This window comes from Bradyrhizobium sp. (genome assembly GCF_027451485.1).
Taxonomy (GTDB): domain Bacteria; phylum Pseudomonadota; class Alphaproteobacteria; order Rhizobiales; family Xanthobacteraceae; genus Bradyrhizobium.
Window position 1 is genome coordinate 46016 of sequence record NZ_DAIDJE010000011.1, and the last position, 17412, is coordinate 63427.

16 protein-coding genes are annotated in these 17412 nt (G+C 62.4%); 7 read left to right on the plus strand and 9 right to left on the minus strand.

All coding sequences use genetic code 11. The annotated features are described in order from the left end of the window. Positions 1-2 precede the first annotated feature (2 nt). Positions 3-944, minus strand: a complete 942-nt coding sequence (cbiB, locus tag NEZ08_RS01985; protein WP_298102732.1) for an adenosylcobinamide-phosphate synthase CbiB — start codon at positions 942-944, stop codon at positions 3-5. A 143-nt stretch (positions 945-1087) separates the two neighbouring features. On the opposite strand from cbiB, the gene cobU reads away from it, so the two are divergent. The 3 genes from cobU (at position 1088) to bluB (ending at position 3150) form a co-directional block, all read left to right on the plus strand. After that, entirely contained in the window at positions 1088-1591 is a 504-nt protein-coding gene (cobU, locus tag NEZ08_RS01990; RefSeq protein WP_298102692.1) for a bifunctional adenosylcobinamide kinase/adenosylcobinamide-phosphate guanylyltransferase, read from the plus strand. A 12-nt stretch (positions 1592-1603) separates the two neighbouring features. Then, positions 1604-2374, plus strand: a complete 771-nt coding sequence (cobS, locus tag NEZ08_RS01995) for an adenosylcobinamide-GDP ribazoletransferase (RefSeq protein ID WP_298102695.1) — start codon at positions 1604-1606, stop codon at positions 2372-2374. Positions 2375-2517: 143 nt separating this feature from the next. Next, entirely contained in the window at positions 2518-3150 is a 633-nt protein-coding gene (gene bluB / locus NEZ08_RS02000) for a 5,6-dimethylbenzimidazole synthase (protein WP_298102698.1), read from the plus strand. Between the two features lie 39 nt (positions 3151-3189). On the opposite strand, the gene NEZ08_RS02005 is transcribed toward bluB, so the two are convergent. Beyond that, positions 3190-4071 carry an alpha/beta hydrolase gene (locus tag NEZ08_RS02005; protein WP_298102700.1) on the minus strand — a complete coding sequence of 294 codons (882 nt, stop codon included), beginning with the start codon at positions 4069-4071 and terminating at the stop codon, positions 3190-3192. Positions 4072-4669: 598 nt separating this feature from the next. On the opposite strand from NEZ08_RS02005, the gene NEZ08_RS02010 reads away from it, so the two are divergent. Then, positions 4670-5512, plus strand: a complete 843-nt coding sequence (locus NEZ08_RS02010; RefSeq protein WP_298102703.1) for a hypothetical protein — start codon at positions 4670-4672, stop codon at positions 5510-5512. 63 nt (positions 5513-5575) lie between these two features. Here NEZ08_RS02010 and NEZ08_RS02015 read toward each other — a convergent pair whose 3' ends face one another. After that, positions 5576-6550, minus strand: coding sequence for a tripartite tricarboxylate transporter substrate binding protein (locus tag NEZ08_RS02015; protein ID WP_298102706.1), 975 nt, complete (start codon positions 6548-6550; stop codon positions 5576-5578). 167 nt (positions 6551-6717) lie between these two features. Here NEZ08_RS02015 and NEZ08_RS02020 point away from each other — a divergent pair, with 167 nt between their 5' ends. Further along, positions 6718-7128 (plus strand): VOC family protein, encoded by a 411-nt coding sequence (locus NEZ08_RS02020; RefSeq protein WP_298102709.1) that lies wholly within the window; start codon positions 6718-6720, stop codon positions 7126-7128. Here NEZ08_RS02020 and NEZ08_RS02025 read toward each other — a convergent pair. Continuing rightward, the gene (locus tag NEZ08_RS02025) at positions 7116-8318 is read right to left on the minus strand and encodes an OpgC family protein (RefSeq protein WP_298102712.1); all 1203 of its coding nucleotides are present in this window, start codon (positions 8316-8318) and stop codon (positions 7116-7118) included. The two genes, NEZ08_RS02020 and NEZ08_RS02025, sit on opposite strands and share 13 nt — an antisense overlap. 187 nt (positions 8319-8505) lie before the next feature. Here NEZ08_RS02025 and NEZ08_RS02030 point away from each other — a divergent pair, with 187 nt between their 5' ends. Further along, entirely contained in the window at positions 8506-9387 is an 882-nt protein-coding gene (locus NEZ08_RS02030) for an alpha/beta hydrolase (RefSeq protein ID WP_298102715.1), read from the plus strand. Between the two features lie 39 nt (positions 9388-9426). Here the strand turns inward: NEZ08_RS02030 and NEZ08_RS02035 are convergent, their stop codons facing one another. Then, positions 9427-11283 (minus strand): long-chain fatty acid--CoA ligase, encoded by a 1857-nt coding sequence (locus tag NEZ08_RS02035; RefSeq protein WP_298102718.1) that lies wholly within the window; start codon positions 11281-11283, stop codon positions 9427-9429. 113 nt (positions 11284-11396) lie between these two features. Here NEZ08_RS02035 and NEZ08_RS02040 point away from each other — a divergent pair, with 113 nt between their 5' ends. Beyond that, positions 11397-11711, plus strand: coding sequence for a hypothetical protein (locus NEZ08_RS02040; protein WP_298102720.1), 315 nt, complete (start codon positions 11397-11399; stop codon positions 11709-11711). Positions 11712-11754: 43 nt separating this feature from the next. Here the strand turns inward: NEZ08_RS02040 and NEZ08_RS02045 are convergent, their stop codons facing one another. The 4 genes from NEZ08_RS02045 to NEZ08_RS02060 all read right to left on the minus strand — a co-directional run bounded on the left by NEZ08_RS02045 (position 11755) and on the right by NEZ08_RS02060 (position 17387). Next, positions 11755-12978 carry an MFS transporter gene (locus NEZ08_RS02045; protein ID WP_298102723.1) on the minus strand — a complete coding sequence of 408 codons (1224 nt, stop codon included), beginning with the start codon at positions 12976-12978 and terminating at the stop codon, positions 11755-11757. A gap of 186 nt (positions 12979-13164) precedes the next feature. Next, a complete protein-coding gene (locus NEZ08_RS02050; RefSeq protein ID WP_298102726.1) occupies positions 13165-14247 on the minus strand; it encodes an HD domain-containing phosphohydrolase in 1083 nt (360 codons plus the stop codon). A gap of 363 nt (positions 14248-14610) precedes the next feature. Further along, positions 14611-16902: a molybdopterin cofactor-binding domain-containing protein gene (locus NEZ08_RS02055; RefSeq protein ID WP_298102728.1), complete on the minus strand. Its 2292-nt coding sequence runs from the start codon at positions 16900-16902 to the stop codon at positions 14611-14613. Then, positions 16899-17387 carry a (2Fe-2S)-binding protein gene (locus NEZ08_RS02060; protein WP_298102735.1) on the minus strand — a complete coding sequence of 163 codons (489 nt, stop codon included), beginning with the start codon at positions 17385-17387 and terminating at the stop codon, positions 16899-16901. The genes NEZ08_RS02055 and NEZ08_RS02060 overlap by 4 nt, the downstream gene beginning before the upstream one ends. Positions 17388-17412 lie beyond the last annotated feature (25 nt).

Below are 17412 nucleotides of genomic sequence, written 5' to 3' on the forward strand. Positions count from 1 at the left end.
CGTCACACCGAGGCTAAAATGACAAGCGCTGTTGCGAGCAGCAGCATCGCGCGGCGGTAGATCTTCAAAGCTTGCAGGATATCTGGCGCATGCGGATCGCGTCCGCCGGCGTTCAGCCACGGCTCGTCTGCCACTTCCCCGTGGTAAGTCCGGGGTCCGCTCAATCGCACCCCGAGCGCGCTCGCCATGGCCGCTTCCGGCCAGCCTGCATTGATCGAGCGATGGCGCGGGCCGTCGCAGATCATGCGGGAGATGGCAATTCGCCGCTCCCTGGAAAGCAGCGCAAACAGCACGCCGGTCAGGCGTGCCGGAATGTAATTCGCCACGTCGTCGATCCGCGCCGCAGCCCAGCCGAAGGCCGCGTGACGTGGCGTGCGATGACCGATCATGGAATCGAGCGTGTTGATGGCCTTGTAGGCGACGATGCCCGGGAGGCCGAAGATGGCGCCCCAGAACAGCGGCGCAACCACGCCGTCCGAGGCGTTTTCCGCCAGGCTTTCGATCGCCGCCCGCGCGATGGCCGCTTCGTCGAGGATCAATGGATCGCGGCCGACGATCTGCGCGACATTGGCGCGGGCCGCCTTGATATCACCGGCCTGCAAGGGATCGGCGACCGCCATGACATGGTCATGCAGCGAGCGCAACGCCACCAGCGGCCACGCCAGGATTCCTGCAACGATGATGCTAGTCCATCCAGACCCCAGTTGCGCCTGAACCGCCCAGGCAACCACTGTCGGCAGCCCAATCGCACCAAGCGCCGCCATAGTGCCGATGGCGCGCCGCAACGCGGGTGGATCACCATCCCTGTTCCATGCTGCATCTGCGCCTTCGATCAGCCGGCCGAGCCAGGTGACGGGATGGCCGATGGCGCGGAACAGCCGCTCCGGCCAGTTCAGCACGGCGTCGATCGCCATCGCCACCACCATCGCTCCTGCAAATCCCAAGCTCATGTCTCCGGTACGGCACCCTTCTCATGCGCAAGAAGCCGCCCCTGCGCAAGCTCTTCACGCAGCGAATTCGCTTTGTCTTTGCCGGTAAATGATGATTACTGCGGCTAGTAGTCCGGTTCTAACGGGGCGGCGGCGGGATGCCGGTCATTCTGATCACGGGAGGCGCGCGATCTGGCAAAAGCCGGCGCGCAGAAGTGCGCGCACGCGCCTTTTCCGGCCGGTCCGTCTATATCGCCACCGCCGAGGCGCTCGACGACGAGATGGCCGAACGCATCGCCAGGCATCGCGCACGGCGCGGCAGCGAATGGATCGAACGCGAAGAACCGCTTGATGTGTCGCAAGCGCTGATTGAAACCGACGGCGTCGGCGCACGATTGGTCGATTGCCTGACGCTTTGGCTCTCCAATCTGCTTCACGCCGAACGCGACTGGCCGCAAACCATCACCGAGCTCGCTGACACTTTGAAACGTCAGCAGAGCCCGGTCGTGCTGGTGACGAACGAGGTCGGGCTCGGCATTGTGCCCGACAACGCGCTGGCGCGCGCCTATCGCGATGCGGCAGGTCACATGAACCAGACGATCGCAGGCGTCGCCGACGAGGTCGAGTTCGTCGTTGCCGGCCTGCCGATGAAGCTGAAATAGGGCCGATCCCGGATGCGCCAATCCGAGTTCATCGAGCGAATCGTTATCGACATCCGGATCGCTGTGTCGCTCTCGACGATTCTGCCGACCGCTCCGGAGAAGCCGCTCGACGATGGCCGGATCGCGGCGGCGAGTTGGGCTCTGCCGATGGCGGGTTTGGTCGTGAGCCTTATCGCCGCGATCGTCTACGAACTCGCCCGCCGGACTGGAATCCCCGCCAGCCCGGCCGCGCTGCTGGCGCTCGCGGCCACGATTATCGTCACCGGCGCGATCCATGAAGACGGGCTTGCCGACACGGCCGATGGACTCGGCGGCGGCAACGGCCGCGAACAGAAGCTTGATATCATGCGCGACAGCCGGATCGGCACCTACGGTGCCTGTGCTCTTGTGCTTTCGATGTTGCTGCGCTGGAGCGCGCTGGCGACGATTGCTGAGCCGGCATCGGTGGCCTCAGCGCTCCTGGCCGCGCATGTTGCAGCGCGCGCGCAATTGCCGGTGTTCATGTGGCTGATTCCGCCGGCGCGGTCGGACGGGCTTTCGGCCGCAGCCGGACAGGCGGCGGCGCAAAGCGCAGTGATCGCCGCGGGTCTCGGATTCCTCTGTCTCGCCTTCGCTCTGGGTTTCGGCAAGGCTGTCATGGGACTTTTACTGTTGGCGCTCATTGGGTCGGGATGGGCCTGGCTGGCGACGAAACAAGTCGGCGGGCAGACGGGCGATATTCTGGGCGCGCTGGAGCAGACCGGCGAGATCGCGATTCTGCTGATGGCAGTCGCGGCTTTTTAGGTATGGCCAGTGCTGCCGATAAGAAGTTCCTATCAACGTCGCGGCGATCACAGGCACTTTGAAATTCAAAGCATACCAGAGATCAATATTTGCATCAGCGGTCGCCGCTTATAGCTTTCGAACCTCGGTATCGGAGTTCCGGGATGGTCGCATTCGACGAGGCGTTTCGCCACAAGCTGCATGAGTTGTTCGTGTGGCGCCGTGACGTGCGGCGGTTCCGCCGCGACCCATTGCCTGAAGGCGCGATGGAACGGCTGATCGAGACCGTCTGCCTTTCACCTTCGGTCGGTTTGAGCCAGCCGTGGCGCTTTGTCATGGTCGAGAGCGCTTCGCGGCGCCGCGCCGTCATCGAGGATTTCAAGGCCTGCAATGCCGATGCGCTGCGATCCTATTCGGGCGAACGGGCTTCGCACTATGCAACCCTCAAGCTGGCCGGCCTTGAAGAAGCCCCGGCCCATCTCGCCGTGTTCGCTGACAAGGAAAGCCAGGCCGGCCATGGTCTTGGTCGCATGACGATGCCGGAGACAACAGAATATTCCGTCGTCGGCGCCATCTGTTCGATGTGGCTGGCAGCGCGCGCCGAGGGAATCGGGCTCGGATGGGTTTCGATCCTCAATCCGGCGCGGATCAATGACATCCTCGACGTGCCGAAAACGTGGAAGTTCATCGGATATCTCTGCCTTGGCTATCCCGAGACCGAGGATGACCGGCCGGCTCTGGAGCGCGCGAAATGGGAATGCCGGCGCTCGGCCGCCCAATTCACCTCGCGACGCTAAACCGAGCGATTGCGCATCCCGCGTGGTTTATCCGCTGCCTCAACCGGCGAAGAAGCCGAGCATCGCCTGAAGAGTTTCCTTCGGGGCCTCTTCCTGCACATAATGGCCGGCCGGGGCGGCAAACGTGCCGACGATATTGGTCGCGTATTTCGACCAGACTTCTTTTGCATTGTGGTTGCGGCCGACGCCGCCGGTGGCGCCCCATAACAGAAAGGTGGGACAGGTCACCCGCTTTCCGGCGTTGAAATCGACGGTATCCATTTCGAGATCGCAGGACACCGTGGCTCGATAATCCTCACACATCGCATAGACGGTTCGTGGATTCTTGATGCAGCGAATATATTCGTCGAGCGCCTCGGGTACGAAGAAGGCCGTGCCCTGATCGGTCTTCGACAACTTCCTGCGAAGAAAGAATTCCGCATCATTGCTGATCATCGTCTCCGGATAGGGCGTCGGCTGGATCATGAAGAACCAGTGCCAGGAGAACTTGCCCCAGCTGAACGTCACGTTGTTGAGCAGGTGGTGCTGTGGCAGCATGTCGACGAAACAGGCCTTGTCGATCTTCTCGGGATGATCGAGGCACATCCGGTGCAGCACCCGCGCGCCGCGATCGTGTCCGGCGGCCGAAAAGTTTGAAAAGCCGAGCTCTTGCATCACTTCGACCATGTCCTTGCCCATCTCGCGGAAGGAATAGGCAAAGTGATCGTTGCCGCCGTCCGGTTTGGAACTGTCACCATAACCGCGAAGATCGGGCGTCACCACTGTGAAGCGTTCGGCGAGATCGGGCGCCACGCGATTCCACGACAAGTGCGTGAAGGGATTGCCATGCATCAGGAGCAGCGGCGGTCCTTTTCCGCCGTGGCGCAGGACGATGTCGACCCCGTTCACATGCAGCGTTTCCTTCGTGAAGCCTTCCATCATCTTCGTTTCTCCCGATCTTGTTTTTGGCGGCAGCGTTCCCGCCATCTCCAGGATTGCTTAACCTTGATGATTAGCATTTTCGCAAGTGCTTCGTGCTATCCATCCACCAGCGCTGCGAGAGAAGCCCGCGCGTTATCTTTCCAGAACGGTTCGTTTGGACGGAATAACGGGGAGAGGCCATCGAGCGTGAAAATCATCACAACATTTTTGACGACCGCCGCGGCGGCGGGCCATGAATGCGGTCTTTCGGCCGGTCGCTTTCCGTCATTACGGCCGTGACCGGCTAGGTCCTCAACGCCGGATTTTGGCGATCCACAGCTCGCTTAAGTGAATTCTGGCACGCCGTTCTCGGTGGCGTGTCCGGAATACAGACCCTCGCTTGCCTCCCCCGCGAGCGCCCCCACTCGCCGGCAGGCGGGGGTCTGTCGTTCCAGAAGTGGCGACAAGGCTGCGTGCCCATGGTTAATGCCAACAAAACACCCTGCCGAAACTTGGGCGGAATGGCGAAACCGCGCTGCAAGTTCGCTTTTGTATGATGTTGGGAGAACGGTGGGGCCACACGCCTTCATTGATCGCCAACACCATAAGTGGGGAAACCATGCGCGGACTGATTCTGACTTCGTCCATTGTGCTGATGCTTTCGTTCGCCTCGACTTTTGCCGGCGCAGGTCCGCGGGTCATCGAGGTTGACCCGGCGGCCACAGAGGTGCCTCCTGGCTTTGAGACCTATCGCGGCTACATTTACGACCTGTCCGAAAATGTCGACCGCAAGGATAAAGGCGCGATTGTCGATCTTCTGAAAAAGCAGCTCGATGTCGTCGAGAGCGTCGGGCTCTCACCGAAGGTGCTGCAATTCTTCCACACCGTTCCGATCGTCGCGAGCGAGATGGGCTGCACCGAGCTTGGGGCCGCGATCGCCTGCTATGGTTCGATCGCGCCTGAAACGACGGCACGTAATCGCACCTTCACGGTTTGGGACTCCAAGACCATGAGCTGGAGCAACCCGAATTTTGTTGACCTCGCGGCGGATGCCGGCCCCGGCGTTATCAAGCTGCGTCCGAACATGCTGAAATATGCCGAGGATCCGGTCATTCTGCACGAGTTGCTGCACGCCTATCACGCCAAGCTGATGGCCGGAGGATTGGACAATCTCGGCATCAAGGCCATGTACGCCCAGGCCGTGAGCAAGAACGTCTTCCCAAAGGAAGAGTATGCGATGAAGAACGCACAGGAATTCTTCGCCGTGACCGCGAGCGTCTTCCTGGCCGACAAGGAATCCCTTCACGAGCCGCATACCCGCGCGCGGCTGAAGGAGAAGATGCCGAAATATTACAAGTTCCTCGTCGAACTGTTCGGCTTCGATCCCGAACCGTCGACGACGCCGGTGGCGGATGGCGCCAAGCCGGCTGAGTCCGCGATGGCCCCGGCGGACGGCACCTGACAGGTCGAAGCCGGCATCGGAAGTCCCGGCGCCGGCTTCGCTAACCTGCGCTCATCGTACGGCTCATTCGATCTTGATATCGGCGTATTTCACGACCTTTTCCCATTTGTCGGTTTCGGCCTTGATCATGTCGCCAAAATCCTTCGGCGTAGTGACCAGCGGTTCGCCGCCGAGCTCGACCAGGCGCTTTCGCACCTCGGGCTCCGCCAGGACTTCATTGATCTCGTGGTTGAGCTTGGCGATGATTTCGGGCGGCGTCTTGGCCGGCGCGCCCATGCCAAACAGCGCGCTCGCCTCATAGCCCGGAACGGTTTCGGCGACGGTCGGCACGTCGGGCAACTGCGACGACCGCTGGGCGGTGGTCACCGCCAGCGCGCGCAACTCGCCGCCACGGATATGTCCGATGATCGAGGGCATGTTGTCGAACATCACCTGCACGCGGTTGCTGATGAGATCGGTCGTCGCCGGCGCGGCGCCCTTGTAGGCGACGTGCAGCATCTTCGCGCCCGTCATCGCCATGAACATCTCGCCGGATAAATGCACCGAAGTGCCGTTGCCGGACGAGGCGAGGTTCACCTTGCCGGGATTGGCCTTCACATAGGCGATGAATTCGGCCACCGTCTTGGCGGGCACCTGCTTTGCCACCGTCATCACATTGGGCACGCGAATGAACGCGGCGACCGACGCGATGTCCTTGAGGAAATTGAAGCTTAGATTGGCGTACAGCGAAGTGTTGATGTAGTTGGCGGGGTTGACCAGGAGCACCGTGTAGCCGTCGGGATCGGCTCGCACGACGGCCTCCGTGCCGATATTGTTGCCGGCGCCGGGCTTGTTTTCGATCACGAACTGCTGGCCGAGCCGTTCCGACAAACGCTGCCCGATCAGGCGGGCGATGATGTCGGTGGAACCGCCGGCAGGATAGCCGACGATGAAGCGCACCGGCCGGGTCGGATAATCCAGCGCGGATGCCGGGACGATTGGTGCGGCGAGAGCCCACAGGCCGAATGCCAGAAGAGCTATCGCGATTCGGCGAAACATGGTGTCGTTCTCCTGGTGCGAGCCTGGTTTGTCGAGGCTCGATCGTGTTGAATTGAACATGGCGCGCGTTGTAACAAACAAAATCCACCGTGGCGACACTGACGTACCTTGCAGTGTTGCCGCGAATTCTTCAAAGGAACGTCAAACGAAAGCTCGCGGAGATTCGTATGTCGGTGAAAGTCGATGCGCTCGATCATCTCGTGATCAATGTCGCCGACGTGGCGCGCTCGGTCGACTGGTACCGCAAGGTGCTGGGCATGGAGGTCAGGGTGTTTGATCCCGGCCACGGCAAGCCGGTCAGGACGTCGCTGACTTTCGGTCAGCAGAAGATCAATGTACGTCCGCGCGGCGCCGACAAGACCGAATGGTTCACCGCCGATCATGACATGCCTGGCAGCGACGACCTGTGCTTTCTCACTGCGAGCGCGCCGGAGGAGGTGGTGGCGCACCTGAAGGCGTGCGGGGTTGCGATCGAGGAGGGCCCGGTGATCAAGCAAGGCGCCCGCGGCGCGTTACGATCGGTCTATTGCCGCGATCCCGACGGCAGTCTGATCGAGATTTCCTCTTACGAGAGCTGAGGTCCGCTCTCGGGCGGTCGCACCGGCGGTGCAAAACTTCGAACGGGGCGCGCCATGGCCTCGTCGGCATCGGCAATGATCCGGAAGGACACGCGGGTCGAGTTGTACCAGCTCAACAGCGCACTGACCGCGACCATCGCGGCGATCCCCGTCACGGCGACCAGCAGGCGGATCAAGGCATTGCCCGGCGCTTCAACCGCGGCGACCTGGCCGGCAAAGGCCAATGCCACGCCCAGGCAGAACACTTCCAGCGAATGCTGCCCGCTCACGACGAGCGGCCGCAGGACCAGCCAGTTCAGCGGCGGCCAGTCCCGGGGAATCAGCCGGTCGACGACGACCGCAAGCGCCAGGAAATGCACAAGGCGCAGCACGCCGAGATTGGTCTTGCCGAACGCGTAAAGGCTCCATTCGGGGAGGAGTTCACCAAGGTTCAGGCCATTCCAGGGGAGAAACAAGGCGAACGCCGATACCGCATAGACGGCCGACAGAATGAGCACCCAGCGTGAGCGCGCCAGCCGCCACACCCAGTCTGCCGCGCCGAGACCGCACCAGGCGCCCAAGACGAACAGTAATTGCCAGGCGAACGGATCGAAGTACCAGTATCCGGACGGAAAAGCCGGGAAGTTCAGTCCGAACCCATTGGCCGCGGCGTATAGGCTGATGGCCAATACCAGCGCCAGCGCCGGCGCTTTTCGCAGCAGCCACAGGACGGCCGGCGAGACCGCAAGGACCACGACATAGAGCGGCAGCACATTCATGTTCACCGGCATGAACTTCAGTTGCAGCAGCGCCAGAATGCTTTCGTCCGGCCGTTGATGGACCACAGCGATGTTCATCGCATCGTCGAGCGCGTGTGAGCCATGCGAGAGCCAGAACGCCTCGCCGATCACGATCACAAACAGGAATATCTGGGCGATGTAAGCTTCAACGGCGCGCCGCACGATCTGCGCAGCCCCGACCAGGAAGCCGCGCTGCTCCATCACGCGCCCATAGACATAGGCGTTGGCGTAGCCGGACACGAAGATAAAGACCTCAGCCGGATCGCTGAAGCCGTGATTCCATGGCGTTATCCGATTGAAGATCGTGCCGGGAATGTGGGCCAGGAAGATGAGCCAGAGCGCAAATCCCCGATATAGGTCGAGCCGGAAGTCACGCGGTATCTCGACGGGATTGAGCTTGAGTCCGGGCATGTCCATCCCGTTCCATCATCGCCCGCAAGTGTCTTTCGGCAGGCACGCCTTTGATCGGACAAAATATGCTGACGTGCCTTGATCAAAGTCAAGAATTCGAAGGAAAGCGCGGCAACTTGCCTTTGAATGCGGCTTGTGTTCGCGTCGCGCACGGCCAACTATTCTGGCACCTTCGCAGGAGTATCGCATGCGTGCGGTTTTGGGGTTCAGCTGGAAACTTGGCAAATGGGCCGGTGCCGCCGTAGTGGTGGCTTACATTGCCGTCTGCACGGTGATGTACGTGATGCAGCGCTCTCTGGTCTTTCCCAAGCTGGCCGGCCATGTCACTGCGGTTGAAGCGGGTTTCCCCGAGGCGCAGGAGGTTGCGCTGCACACATCCGATGGCGAGCGTCTGGTCGCCTGGTATGTGCCACCCAAGTCCGACAAGCCCCTCTTCATCTATTTCCACGGCAACGGCGATACTCTCAACTGGCGCGTCGGTCGCGACCGCAAGCTCGTGGCCGACGGCAGCGGGCTGCTCGCGGTGTCCTACAGAGGTTACGAGGGGTCGACCGGCAGTCCGTCCGAAGATGGCATGCATCTCGACGCTGCGGCGGCCTATGCCTTCGCCGCCGATCATCAGATCGGGCCTGACCGTATCGTGCTGTGGGGGCAGTCGCTTGGCACGGGCGTCGCGGTCTGGCTTGCGGTCGAGCGGAAGATCAAGGCGCTCGTGCTGGAGTCGCCTTACACTTCGGTCGCGGACGTCGCAGCCATGAATTACCCGCTGCTGCCGGTGCGGTGGTTGCTCAAGGATCAATTCCATTCGGATTGGCTGATCAGCAAGGTGACTGCGCCGGTGCTGGTGTTCCATGGGGCCAAGGACGAGACGGTGCCGATCTCGTTTGGGCAGCGTCTCTACAACCTTGTCAAGGCGCCCAAATGCTTCGTTCGATTTCCACTCGGCGGCCATGACGACCTTGACGACGTCAAGATCGTTGCCAGCATTCGCGGCTTCATTGCCAGGTCCTGGCGCGGCTCCGCCGAGCCGGCAGGCGACGGCTGCCAACGCGCCAGTCTTGCGAGCTGACCGCGTCCTCACGCCGGCATAGCGGCCAGGGGAACAGCGTCAAGCCCGACGCCGCGGTACAACCGATTGCCGTTGCTGCGCGATGCGTCGGTAGAGTTCATCGATCTGCTTTTCGAAGCGTGCTTCGATCACGCGCCGCTTGACCTTGAGCGTTGGCGTCAGACTTCCGTCTTCGATGGTCCACGGCGTGATGGTGGCCAGGATCGCGCGCACTTGCCAGAATTCCGGCAGGCTGCGGGTCTGTGCCGACAGACGCGAGAGGATCGCCTCCTGCGCGACGGGCCCGTCTAGATCTGCGGGGTCAACCGCGAGGTCGCGCGCAAGCCGCAGCCAGGCTTCGGGATCAAGCACCAGGATTGCAGTCACGCAAGGCCGCTGGTCACCGACGACACACAGCTGCTCGAACAACGGATCGTTCTGGATCGCCGCTTCGATGGCGTTCGGCGGGACATGCTCTCCGGTCGACAGAACGATGATCTCCTTGAGCCGGCCGGTGATGAAGACGCTGCCGTTTCGAATCTGGGCGATGTCGCCGGTCCTGAGCCAACCGTCCGCCGATAGCGTTTCGGCGGTCGCCTGTTCATTTTGCCAGTAGCCCTTCATGGTCGACGGCGACCGCACGATGAGTTCCGATTGCGCGCCGAGTTTGACTTCAAGCCCGTGGAGCGGTCGGCCGGCTGAACCGGGCAGGCTGCCCTCGATGGCTCGCGAGGCGACGACGGGCCCGGCTTCCGTCAGTCCGTAACCTTCAACGATCGGCAGGCCGAGTCCGACGAGGAATTGGGCAACCTTGGCCTGGAGGGCGGCCCCGCCGCTCATCGCGATGCGAACGCGTCCACCGAAGGCGGCGAGGACAGGCCGTGCCACGAACCTGTCGAGCAAAGGCCAGAGCATCATTCTCGCAAACAGACCAGGAGGCGTGCCCCGGCCGTGGCGGAATTCATTCAATTCCCAGCCAAGACGCGCGGCCAGCTCAACGAGCCGGCGCGTCACCTGGCTGGCGTCCGTCTCGCGGCGCACCGCCTCATAGATCCGCTCGTACAGCCTTGGAACCGCCACGAGCACGGTTGGGCGGATGGTTTTAAGATCCTCCCGCAGCCGCTCGACAGAGCGGGCGTAGACCACGCGCGAGCCCGCCATCATCGGCAGATAGTAGCCGAGTGTGCGCTCGAAGGCGTGGGCCAGCGGCAGAAGGGAAAGGTAGACGTCGCTCACGAGCGGGGGGATGAGCCTCGTGCTCGCCTCGCTGTTCCACAGGATCGCGGCGTGCGTAAGCATCACGCCTTTCGGGCGGCCCGTGGTGCCCGACGTGTAGATGATCGTGGCGATATCATGCGGCGCACAGCGCAACTCGCTGCGATCCGGCTCGCTTTGCGCGAGAGCGTCGCGAAGCGCGGAGAGCCGCGAACGGCCCCGCGGCAGAACGGTCACTCGGTCGAGCCCATCCCTCACCCAGACGTGCTTGAGGGCTCCATTGGCTTCGACGAGGGGTGCAATCGTGCTCCATCGCGCGGCGCTATCGATCAGGCAGAGCCGCGCGCCCGAGTCGGCAAGGATGAAGGCCGCGTTCTCGGGACTGTCATTGGCATAAAGCGGCACGGTGATCAGGCCGTTCGCCAAGGCCGCAAGGTCGAACGCCACCCAATCGGTGCCATTGGGCAGCAGGACCGCGGCACGATCACCTGGCCTCAGCCCGCAGCGCGCCAATGCACCCCGCAGGCAAGCCACCCGCTCCGCCATTTCTCGCCAGGTCTGTTCTTTCCAGCGGCCGTCGACATGCTCGCAATAAGCGACATCGTCACCGCTGCGACCAACACGCTTGGCGAACAATCCGGCAAGCGTCCCGGCCTCGTCGCGGGATATCACGTCGATCCGCTCTGGCGGCTCCGATCCCATCTTTCTAATTAGCGTGCGATCGCCACCGTCCTCGTTGATTCAAATCAACACGAGCGACCCTTTCAGCATGCCAGTTTCATCGGGGTCTTTACCGGAACGTGGAGGCAACCGGGTTGGAAAAGCTGAGCACCACCACGACGGGTCTCGTCATCGGCGCCATGATGGGCGGCATTCACCTGCTGTGGTCGTTGCTGGTCGCCGCGGGTTGGGGGCAGCCAGTCCTGAACTTCTTTTTCTGGATGTATTTCATCAAGCCGATCGATTTGACGGTGCCTTTCGAATCCGCGCGCGCCCTGACGCTGGTGTCGATATCCAGCATCATTGGATTTGTGCTCGGTTCGCTGGCGGCCCGCTTGTGGAACAGGATCCGTGCGCAAATGCTCGGCATCGATGTGCGGCCGGTCCACCGCGTCACCAAGGTGCTGTAGCAAGATTCGGCGGCCTATCCGCGCATCCCGCCGCCTGCGGTTGTCACGCCGGCGCAGGCTGCCGGAGAAGCTGGCGGCCGACCAGGATACTGATGACGACAATGTTGAGCAGGTTGGAGCCGATGCCGGCGGTGAACGCCGGCGTGTAGTAGCCGAAATGATCGTAGAGCAAGCCTGCGATCCAGCTGCCGGCGCCCATGCCGCCGCCGCTGAACAACAGCAATGTCGGAATTCTCCAGGACGCCTGCGACGGTGGGAACAGTTCGCGCACGGCCAGCACATAGGCCGGGATGATGCCGGAAAATCCGAGGCCAAAGGCAGCGGTGACCGTGAAAAGGCCGGCCTCGTTCTGGGTCAGCAGGAACGCCGTCATCGACGCGGCCTGCCAAGCCGACCCGATCAAAACGGTGGTCAGACCGCCGATCCGGTCTGAGATCGCGCCCCAGATCTGCCGGCTCAGAAAGGCGGTGCCCAGCAGCACCGACAGCATCAGCGCGCCCATCGACCGGCTGATGCCGAGATCGCTGCAAAAGGCGACCAGGTGCCCCTGCGGCATCGCCATCGGAATGCAGCACAGCACAGCGGCGCAGCAGATCATCGCAAATACCGCATTCGGCGGCCAGCCGAGGACGCGGGATTTTTCGGCGCCGGCTTCGGATGTCAGCGGATGAATTGTTTCCGGCGGCGCGCCGAAATAGATCACGGCGATCGGCGCGACGACCAGCATTTCGGCAAGCGCGTACCACAGCATCGTATGTCGCCAGCCGACACTGGCGATCGCGCGTTCGAAAATCGGCGGCCAGATCGTGCCGGCCAGATAAGTACCGCTCGAAATCAGCGCCAGCGCCGAGCCGCGTCGGCGATCGAACCAGCGGCTGACATAGATGTACAGGGGAGCGTTGATGCCGCCGATTCCGAACAGGCCGATGAACAGACCGTGGCCGATCCACAGCGGCCAGGGAGGTCCGAACGTCGAAATAGTGAGGCCAAGGGCGATCATCACCGAGCTGATCATCACCGTCGCGCGCGTGCCAGCGCGCTCGGCGATCTGGGACATCAGGATGCCGCCGATGCCGGAGCCGAGCCACGCCAGCGACGTGGCGAGCGCGGGAATCGAGCGCGACCCGCCGACCTCGCTTGCGATGTCCTTCAGCGCGACGGCGGTGATCCAGGCTGCGCCGAATGACATCGCGAGCGCAAACAGCGCGGCCGACGCGACGGCCCAGGAGGCTTTGCTTTCGATGGAAGGGGAAGGAGACAGCAACATCGGCAACGTGAAACCCGGCTTTTCGATCTGATTTTACAGATCGAAAGTGATTTCACCACCCACGTCAGCGAGGGGCAGCTCCTCGTGCTGCATTGCGCAAAGGTTGGCGGCGATCAATTGCCCGAAGCGCAGGCGACGGAGAAATCCTCACCCTCCTTCCGGTCGAGGCTTCAGCGCCGGCTTGCCTCAATATGCGCCGAACGTCACCGGCCGGAACGCATACAGCAGGTGCATGTCGAGCTTGCCTTCCATCTTCTCCATGGTCGCAAATGCCTTGGCGTGCGTGAAGGGCACCCGATAGGGACGCTGCTCGATCAATGCGGTGTAGATATCGACGATGGTCGTCAGCCGCACGATGTCGCTGATTTCCCCGGCGCGCAGTCCGTCGGGATAGCCGGTGCCGTCGAGCAATTCGTGATGATGCAGCACGACGTCCAGCATTTCCGGCGGATAGCCGCCCTGAATCGCCAGCGCATCGTAGCCAAGACGCGGATGCCGGCGCATCTCGTTCTTTTCTTCCTCGGTCAACAGGCCGGGCTTGTCGAGAATGGAGGTCGGGATGAACGCCTTGCCGACGTCGTGCAGCAGCGCGGCCCGCACCAGGCGCCGCTGGTCGTCCTCCCGCATGCCGAGGTGCTGCGCGAAGGCGACCGCAAAGCCGGTTACAAACAGGCAATGGCGAAAGCTGTCGGCGTGGTGGCAGCCGACGGTCGTCAGCCACTCCCGCAGCGAAGAGTGCTTGATGGCCTTGAGGATCTTGTTCTCGGCCTGCACGACGTCGCTGAATCGTAGGGGTTCGCCGGCCGGCAGCTTGTGGAAGATCTTGATCATCACTTCGTGGGCGGCCTCGACACCGCGGTTCAACGTCTTGCCGCGTTCGGTCGCGTCGAAACCTTGATTGTCCGGAAAGGCAGCGCGGACGCGTTGCAGGATGCCGGCCGCGTCCAGGGGACGCGAAATCGTGTCGGTGGCGCCAAGAGCCCAGGCCTGCATCGAGCCGTGATGAAGAGCGTCCGCCAGGACGAACAGGCGCGGCATCGCGCGGTAGGATTCGTGGCGCAGCTTGTTGCGCACGCGCTGCACGCTTTCGGCCGAACGCAGATTGATGTCGACCACGACGCCGGAGATCTGATCGGGGGTGTCGGGAAGATCCGATGTCGAAACGGTCTGCACCTCGCTGACCGATTGAAGGATGAGCTCCAACTCGCGGCTTTGTTCCTGGTTGTCGGACGCCAGCAGCAGGCGGCGCCGTGGAGTTTGAGCTGACATGGCCCCTCTTTCGATGGGTGCTGGTTGGCCAGTGGTCCAATTCCAAACATTCACATCCCGTCGCAGCGAACGCGTTTGCGGATGTTGGAATTCCAGGACCACCAGAAAGAATTTGAGCTTCTAGTGGAGTTTCGGATTTGACATTCGCTTTCGCGGCCGAGGGGTAGCGAATGTCAAATCCACTCCACCAGCCTTCAACCTTACCGAGAACACATTCCCTGCTCCTTAAGAGAAATCATGAACGGGCCCTTTCTCCTGAAGCTAGAATTTGAAGGGTGCGGAGGTCTGAGGGCGGCTGGCTGACAAAAAAGCCGCCGGAGGGATCGCCCCTCCGGCGGCCTGTTCTCTCGCGATTTGAAGGGCTTATGCCTTCATCGCAGCCTTGACGGCTTCCGCCGTGATCGGCAGCGAGCGTACCCGCGCGCCGGATGCGTTGAAGATCGCGTTTGCCAGCGCAGGCGCGATCACGGTTACCGCGGGCTCTCCGACCCCGGTCGCGTGCTCGCCATTGGCAATCACGTGCACTTCAACCTCGGGGGCCTGGCTCATCCGGAGCGGCGTGTAGCTATCGAAATTGGTCTGTTCGAGAGCGCCGTCCTTCAGCGTTGCCTTTTCGTACAGCGCAAGCGAAACACCCCACAACGAGGCGCCCTCGACCTGGGCACGAACGTTGTCGGGATGCACCTGCGTGCCGACGTCGGTGGCCACGGTCAGCTTCTTGACCTTGACCTCGCCGCTCGGCGCGACTGCAACATGGGCCACACAGGCGGTCCAGCTTGCGGTTTTTCTTTCCTGCGACGAGACGCAGGCCACGCCCATCCCTTCGCCTTTCGGCAACGCCTTGGTGCCGTAGCCGGCGAGGCCCATGGCTGCGATCAGCGTATTGCGCAGCCGCTGTGCGCCGCCATTGTTGTCGCCCTGCCCGTCGAGCATTTCGATCCGGAATTGCGCCGGATCCTTGCCCGCGGCATGAGCGAGTTCGTCAACCATGCTTTCGACCGCCCAGAAGGTCCACCCCGGCGCGACCGACCGCAACTGACCCGAGGGCGTGGCGGTCTGGGCCATGTCGTTGAGGATGGCGCGGACGTTGTGATTGGGCACGGTATAGAAGAAGTCCGCGCCGTTCACCGTGAACGCGTCAAGTGCGCCCTTCTTGTCGACCGAAGGCGAGAGGAAGGCCGGGATCCCCCAGCGCTTGGTCGGCCAGGCCGCGACCACGTCGTGGTTCATCGCCACGAGCTTGCCGTTGCCGTCGAGTCCCGCTTTGACCTTCTGGTAGGTCAGCGGCCGCGTGAAATCCATCTGCATGTCGTGTTCACGCGTGTAGATGATCTTGACCGGCTTGCCGACGGCTTTCGACGCCTGCACGGCCGGTACCAGCATGTCGCCCTCGAGACGCCGGCCGAAGCCGCCGCCGAGCCACTGCTGATGCATCACCACGAACTTCGGATCGACCCCGGCGGCCCCGGCCGCGATCGCGCCGGAACGCGTCGCAAACTGGTTGCCGGTGTAGACGTGCCAGATGTCGCCCTTCTGCTCCGCCACCGCGGTCATCGGCTCCATCGGTGCGTGGATGTTGATGCTGGTGGTGTACTCCGCCTCCAGCACCTTGGCCGCCGTACCCAAGGCGGCCGCGGTGTCGCCGTTCTTGACGAAGAAGAAGCCGGAATCATCAAGGCCCTGGAGCCGCTTGGCTTCGTCGACGATAGACTGGCTCGACAGCTTGGCATTGGGACCCCTGTCGTAGGTGACCTTGAGCGCTTGGGCTGCCTTGGTTGCGGCGGCATAGGTATTTGCCACCGCGACCACCCATCCGGTCGTCGTTGCGGTCTTGTCGTCGAGGGTGACCGCCTTGATGAAGCCGGGCACCTTTTTGGCTTCGCTGTCGTCGACCGATTTCACCGTGGCGCCATAGCGCGCCGGCGGCGTGACGACCTTGCCGTAGACCATGCCCGGCAGCATCACGTCGATGCCGTACTTGGCCGTGCCGTTCGTCTTGGAGGGAATGTCGAGCTGCGGGACCGAGACGCCGATCATGGTGTATTGGTCCGGCGTCTTGAGCTTGATCGCCTTGAGGTCGTCGGCGGTAAAGGTCTTGGTGGCCTTGCCGCTCTTGACCACTTCGGCGAAGGTCACCGACTTCTTCGACTTCGGATCGGTGATCTTGGAGTTTCTCACGACCAGATTGGCGGCCGGAACGCCCATCATGGCTGCGGCCGCTTCCGTCAGCGCGATTCGCCCCGCGGCACCCGCGCGGCTCATCGCATCGAAGTTCATCATGGTGCTCCAGCTGCCGCCGGTCACCTGCGCGCCAAGCACGGGATCGTTGTACTTCGGATCGTTGGAAGCAAGCTGGACCCGCATGTCCTTCCAGTTGGCGCCGAGTTCTTCGCAGACGATTTGCGCCATAGTGGAGGCGATGTGCTGGCCCATATCGGCCTTGCCGCTGATGACCGTGACGATGCCGTCAGGCGCAATCGAGTACCACACGCTGGGATCGAAGTTGGAGGCCGCGGCCAACGCCTGATCACTGCCGAGAAGGCCGGGAACGGCGGAATAGCCAAGCGCAAGGCCTGCAGCTGCCGAGCCGACGAGGAAGGAGCGGCGGCTCAGATCGGCCGGCTCGTTGTGGGTGATTTTGACGTGCGAATTCATGTGTGCCTCCGATCGGTTGCGTTGGAGGCAGTGCGCATTTCGGTTGCTGCGCGCATGATCGCCTTTTGAATGCGCGAGTAGGTCATGCAGCGGCAGAGATTGCCGTCCATGTGCGCAACGACTTCCTCCTTGGTCGGATTGGAATTCTTCGCAAGCAGCGAAGCCGCCTGCATGATCTGACCGGACTGGCAGTAGCCGCATTGAGGCACCTGCTCGGCAATCCATGCCTTCTGCAAGGGATGCTCGCCCTTCGCCGACAAACCTTCGATCGTGGTGATCTTCTTGCCCACGGCGTCGCCGACCGCGGTCTGGCAGGAGCGCACGGCTTCACCGTTGAGGTGAACGGTGCATGCTCCGCATAGTCCGGCACCGCATCCGAATTTCGTGCCGGTCATCTGCAATTGCTCGCGGATGACCCAGAGCAGCGGCGTATCGTGCGCCGCTTCGACGGACATATTCCGTCCATTGATGTTGAGATTAGGCATGGTTTCTTCCCCTGCCGGTGTATGA

Excerpts from the sequence above, each read along its gene's own strand:
- NEZ08_RS02020 (WP_298102709.1), top strand. The coding sequence starts at position 6,718 with ATGTCGGTGAAAGTCGATGCGCTCGATCATCTCGTGATCAATGTCGCC.
- NEZ08_RS02035 (WP_298102718.1), bottom strand. The coding sequence starts at position 11,283 with ATGGGATCGGAGCCGCCAGAGCGGATCGACGTGATATCCCGCGACGAG.
- bluB (WP_298102698.1), top strand. The coding sequence starts at position 2,518 with ATGGTCGCATTCGACGAGGCGTTTCGCCACAAGCTGCATGAGTTGTTC.
- NEZ08_RS02005 (WP_298102700.1), bottom strand. The coding sequence starts at position 4,071 with ATGATGGAAGGCTTCACGAAGGAAACGCTGCATGTGAACGGGGTCGAC.
- NEZ08_RS02055 (WP_298102728.1), bottom strand. The coding sequence starts at position 16,902 with ATGAATTCGCACGTCAAAATCACCCACAACGAGCCGGCCGATCTGAGC.
- NEZ08_RS02025 (WP_298102712.1), bottom strand. The coding sequence starts at position 8,318 with ATGCCCGGACTCAAGCTCAATCCCGTCGAGATACCGCGTGACTTCCGG.
- NEZ08_RS02010 (WP_298102703.1), top strand. The coding sequence starts at position 4,670 with ATGCGCGGACTGATTCTGACTTCGTCCATTGTGCTGATGCTTTCGTTC.
- NEZ08_RS02030 (WP_298102715.1), top strand. The coding sequence starts at position 8,506 with ATGCGTGCGGTTTTGGGGTTCAGCTGGAAACTTGGCAAATGGGCCGGT.
- cobU (WP_298102692.1), top strand. The coding sequence starts at position 1,088 with ATGCCGGTCATTCTGATCACGGGAGGCGCGCGATCTGGCAAAAGCCGG.
- NEZ08_RS02050 (WP_298102726.1), bottom strand. The coding sequence starts at position 14,247 with ATGTCAGCTCAAACTCCACGGCGCCGCCTGCTGCTGGCGTCCGACAAC.
- cobS (WP_298102695.1), top strand. The coding sequence starts at position 1,604 with ATGCGCCAATCCGAGTTCATCGAGCGAATCGTTATCGACATCCGGATC.
- NEZ08_RS02015 (WP_298102706.1), bottom strand. The coding sequence starts at position 6,550 with ATGTTTCGCCGAATCGCGATAGCTCTTCTGGCATTCGGCCTGTGGGCT.
- NEZ08_RS02045 (WP_298102723.1), bottom strand. The coding sequence starts at position 12,978 with ATGTTGCTGTCTCCTTCCCCTTCCATCGAAAGCAAAGCCTCCTGGGCC.
- NEZ08_RS02060 (WP_298102735.1), bottom strand. The coding sequence starts at position 17,387 with ATGCCTAATCTCAACATCAATGGACGGAATATGTCCGTCGAAGCGGCG.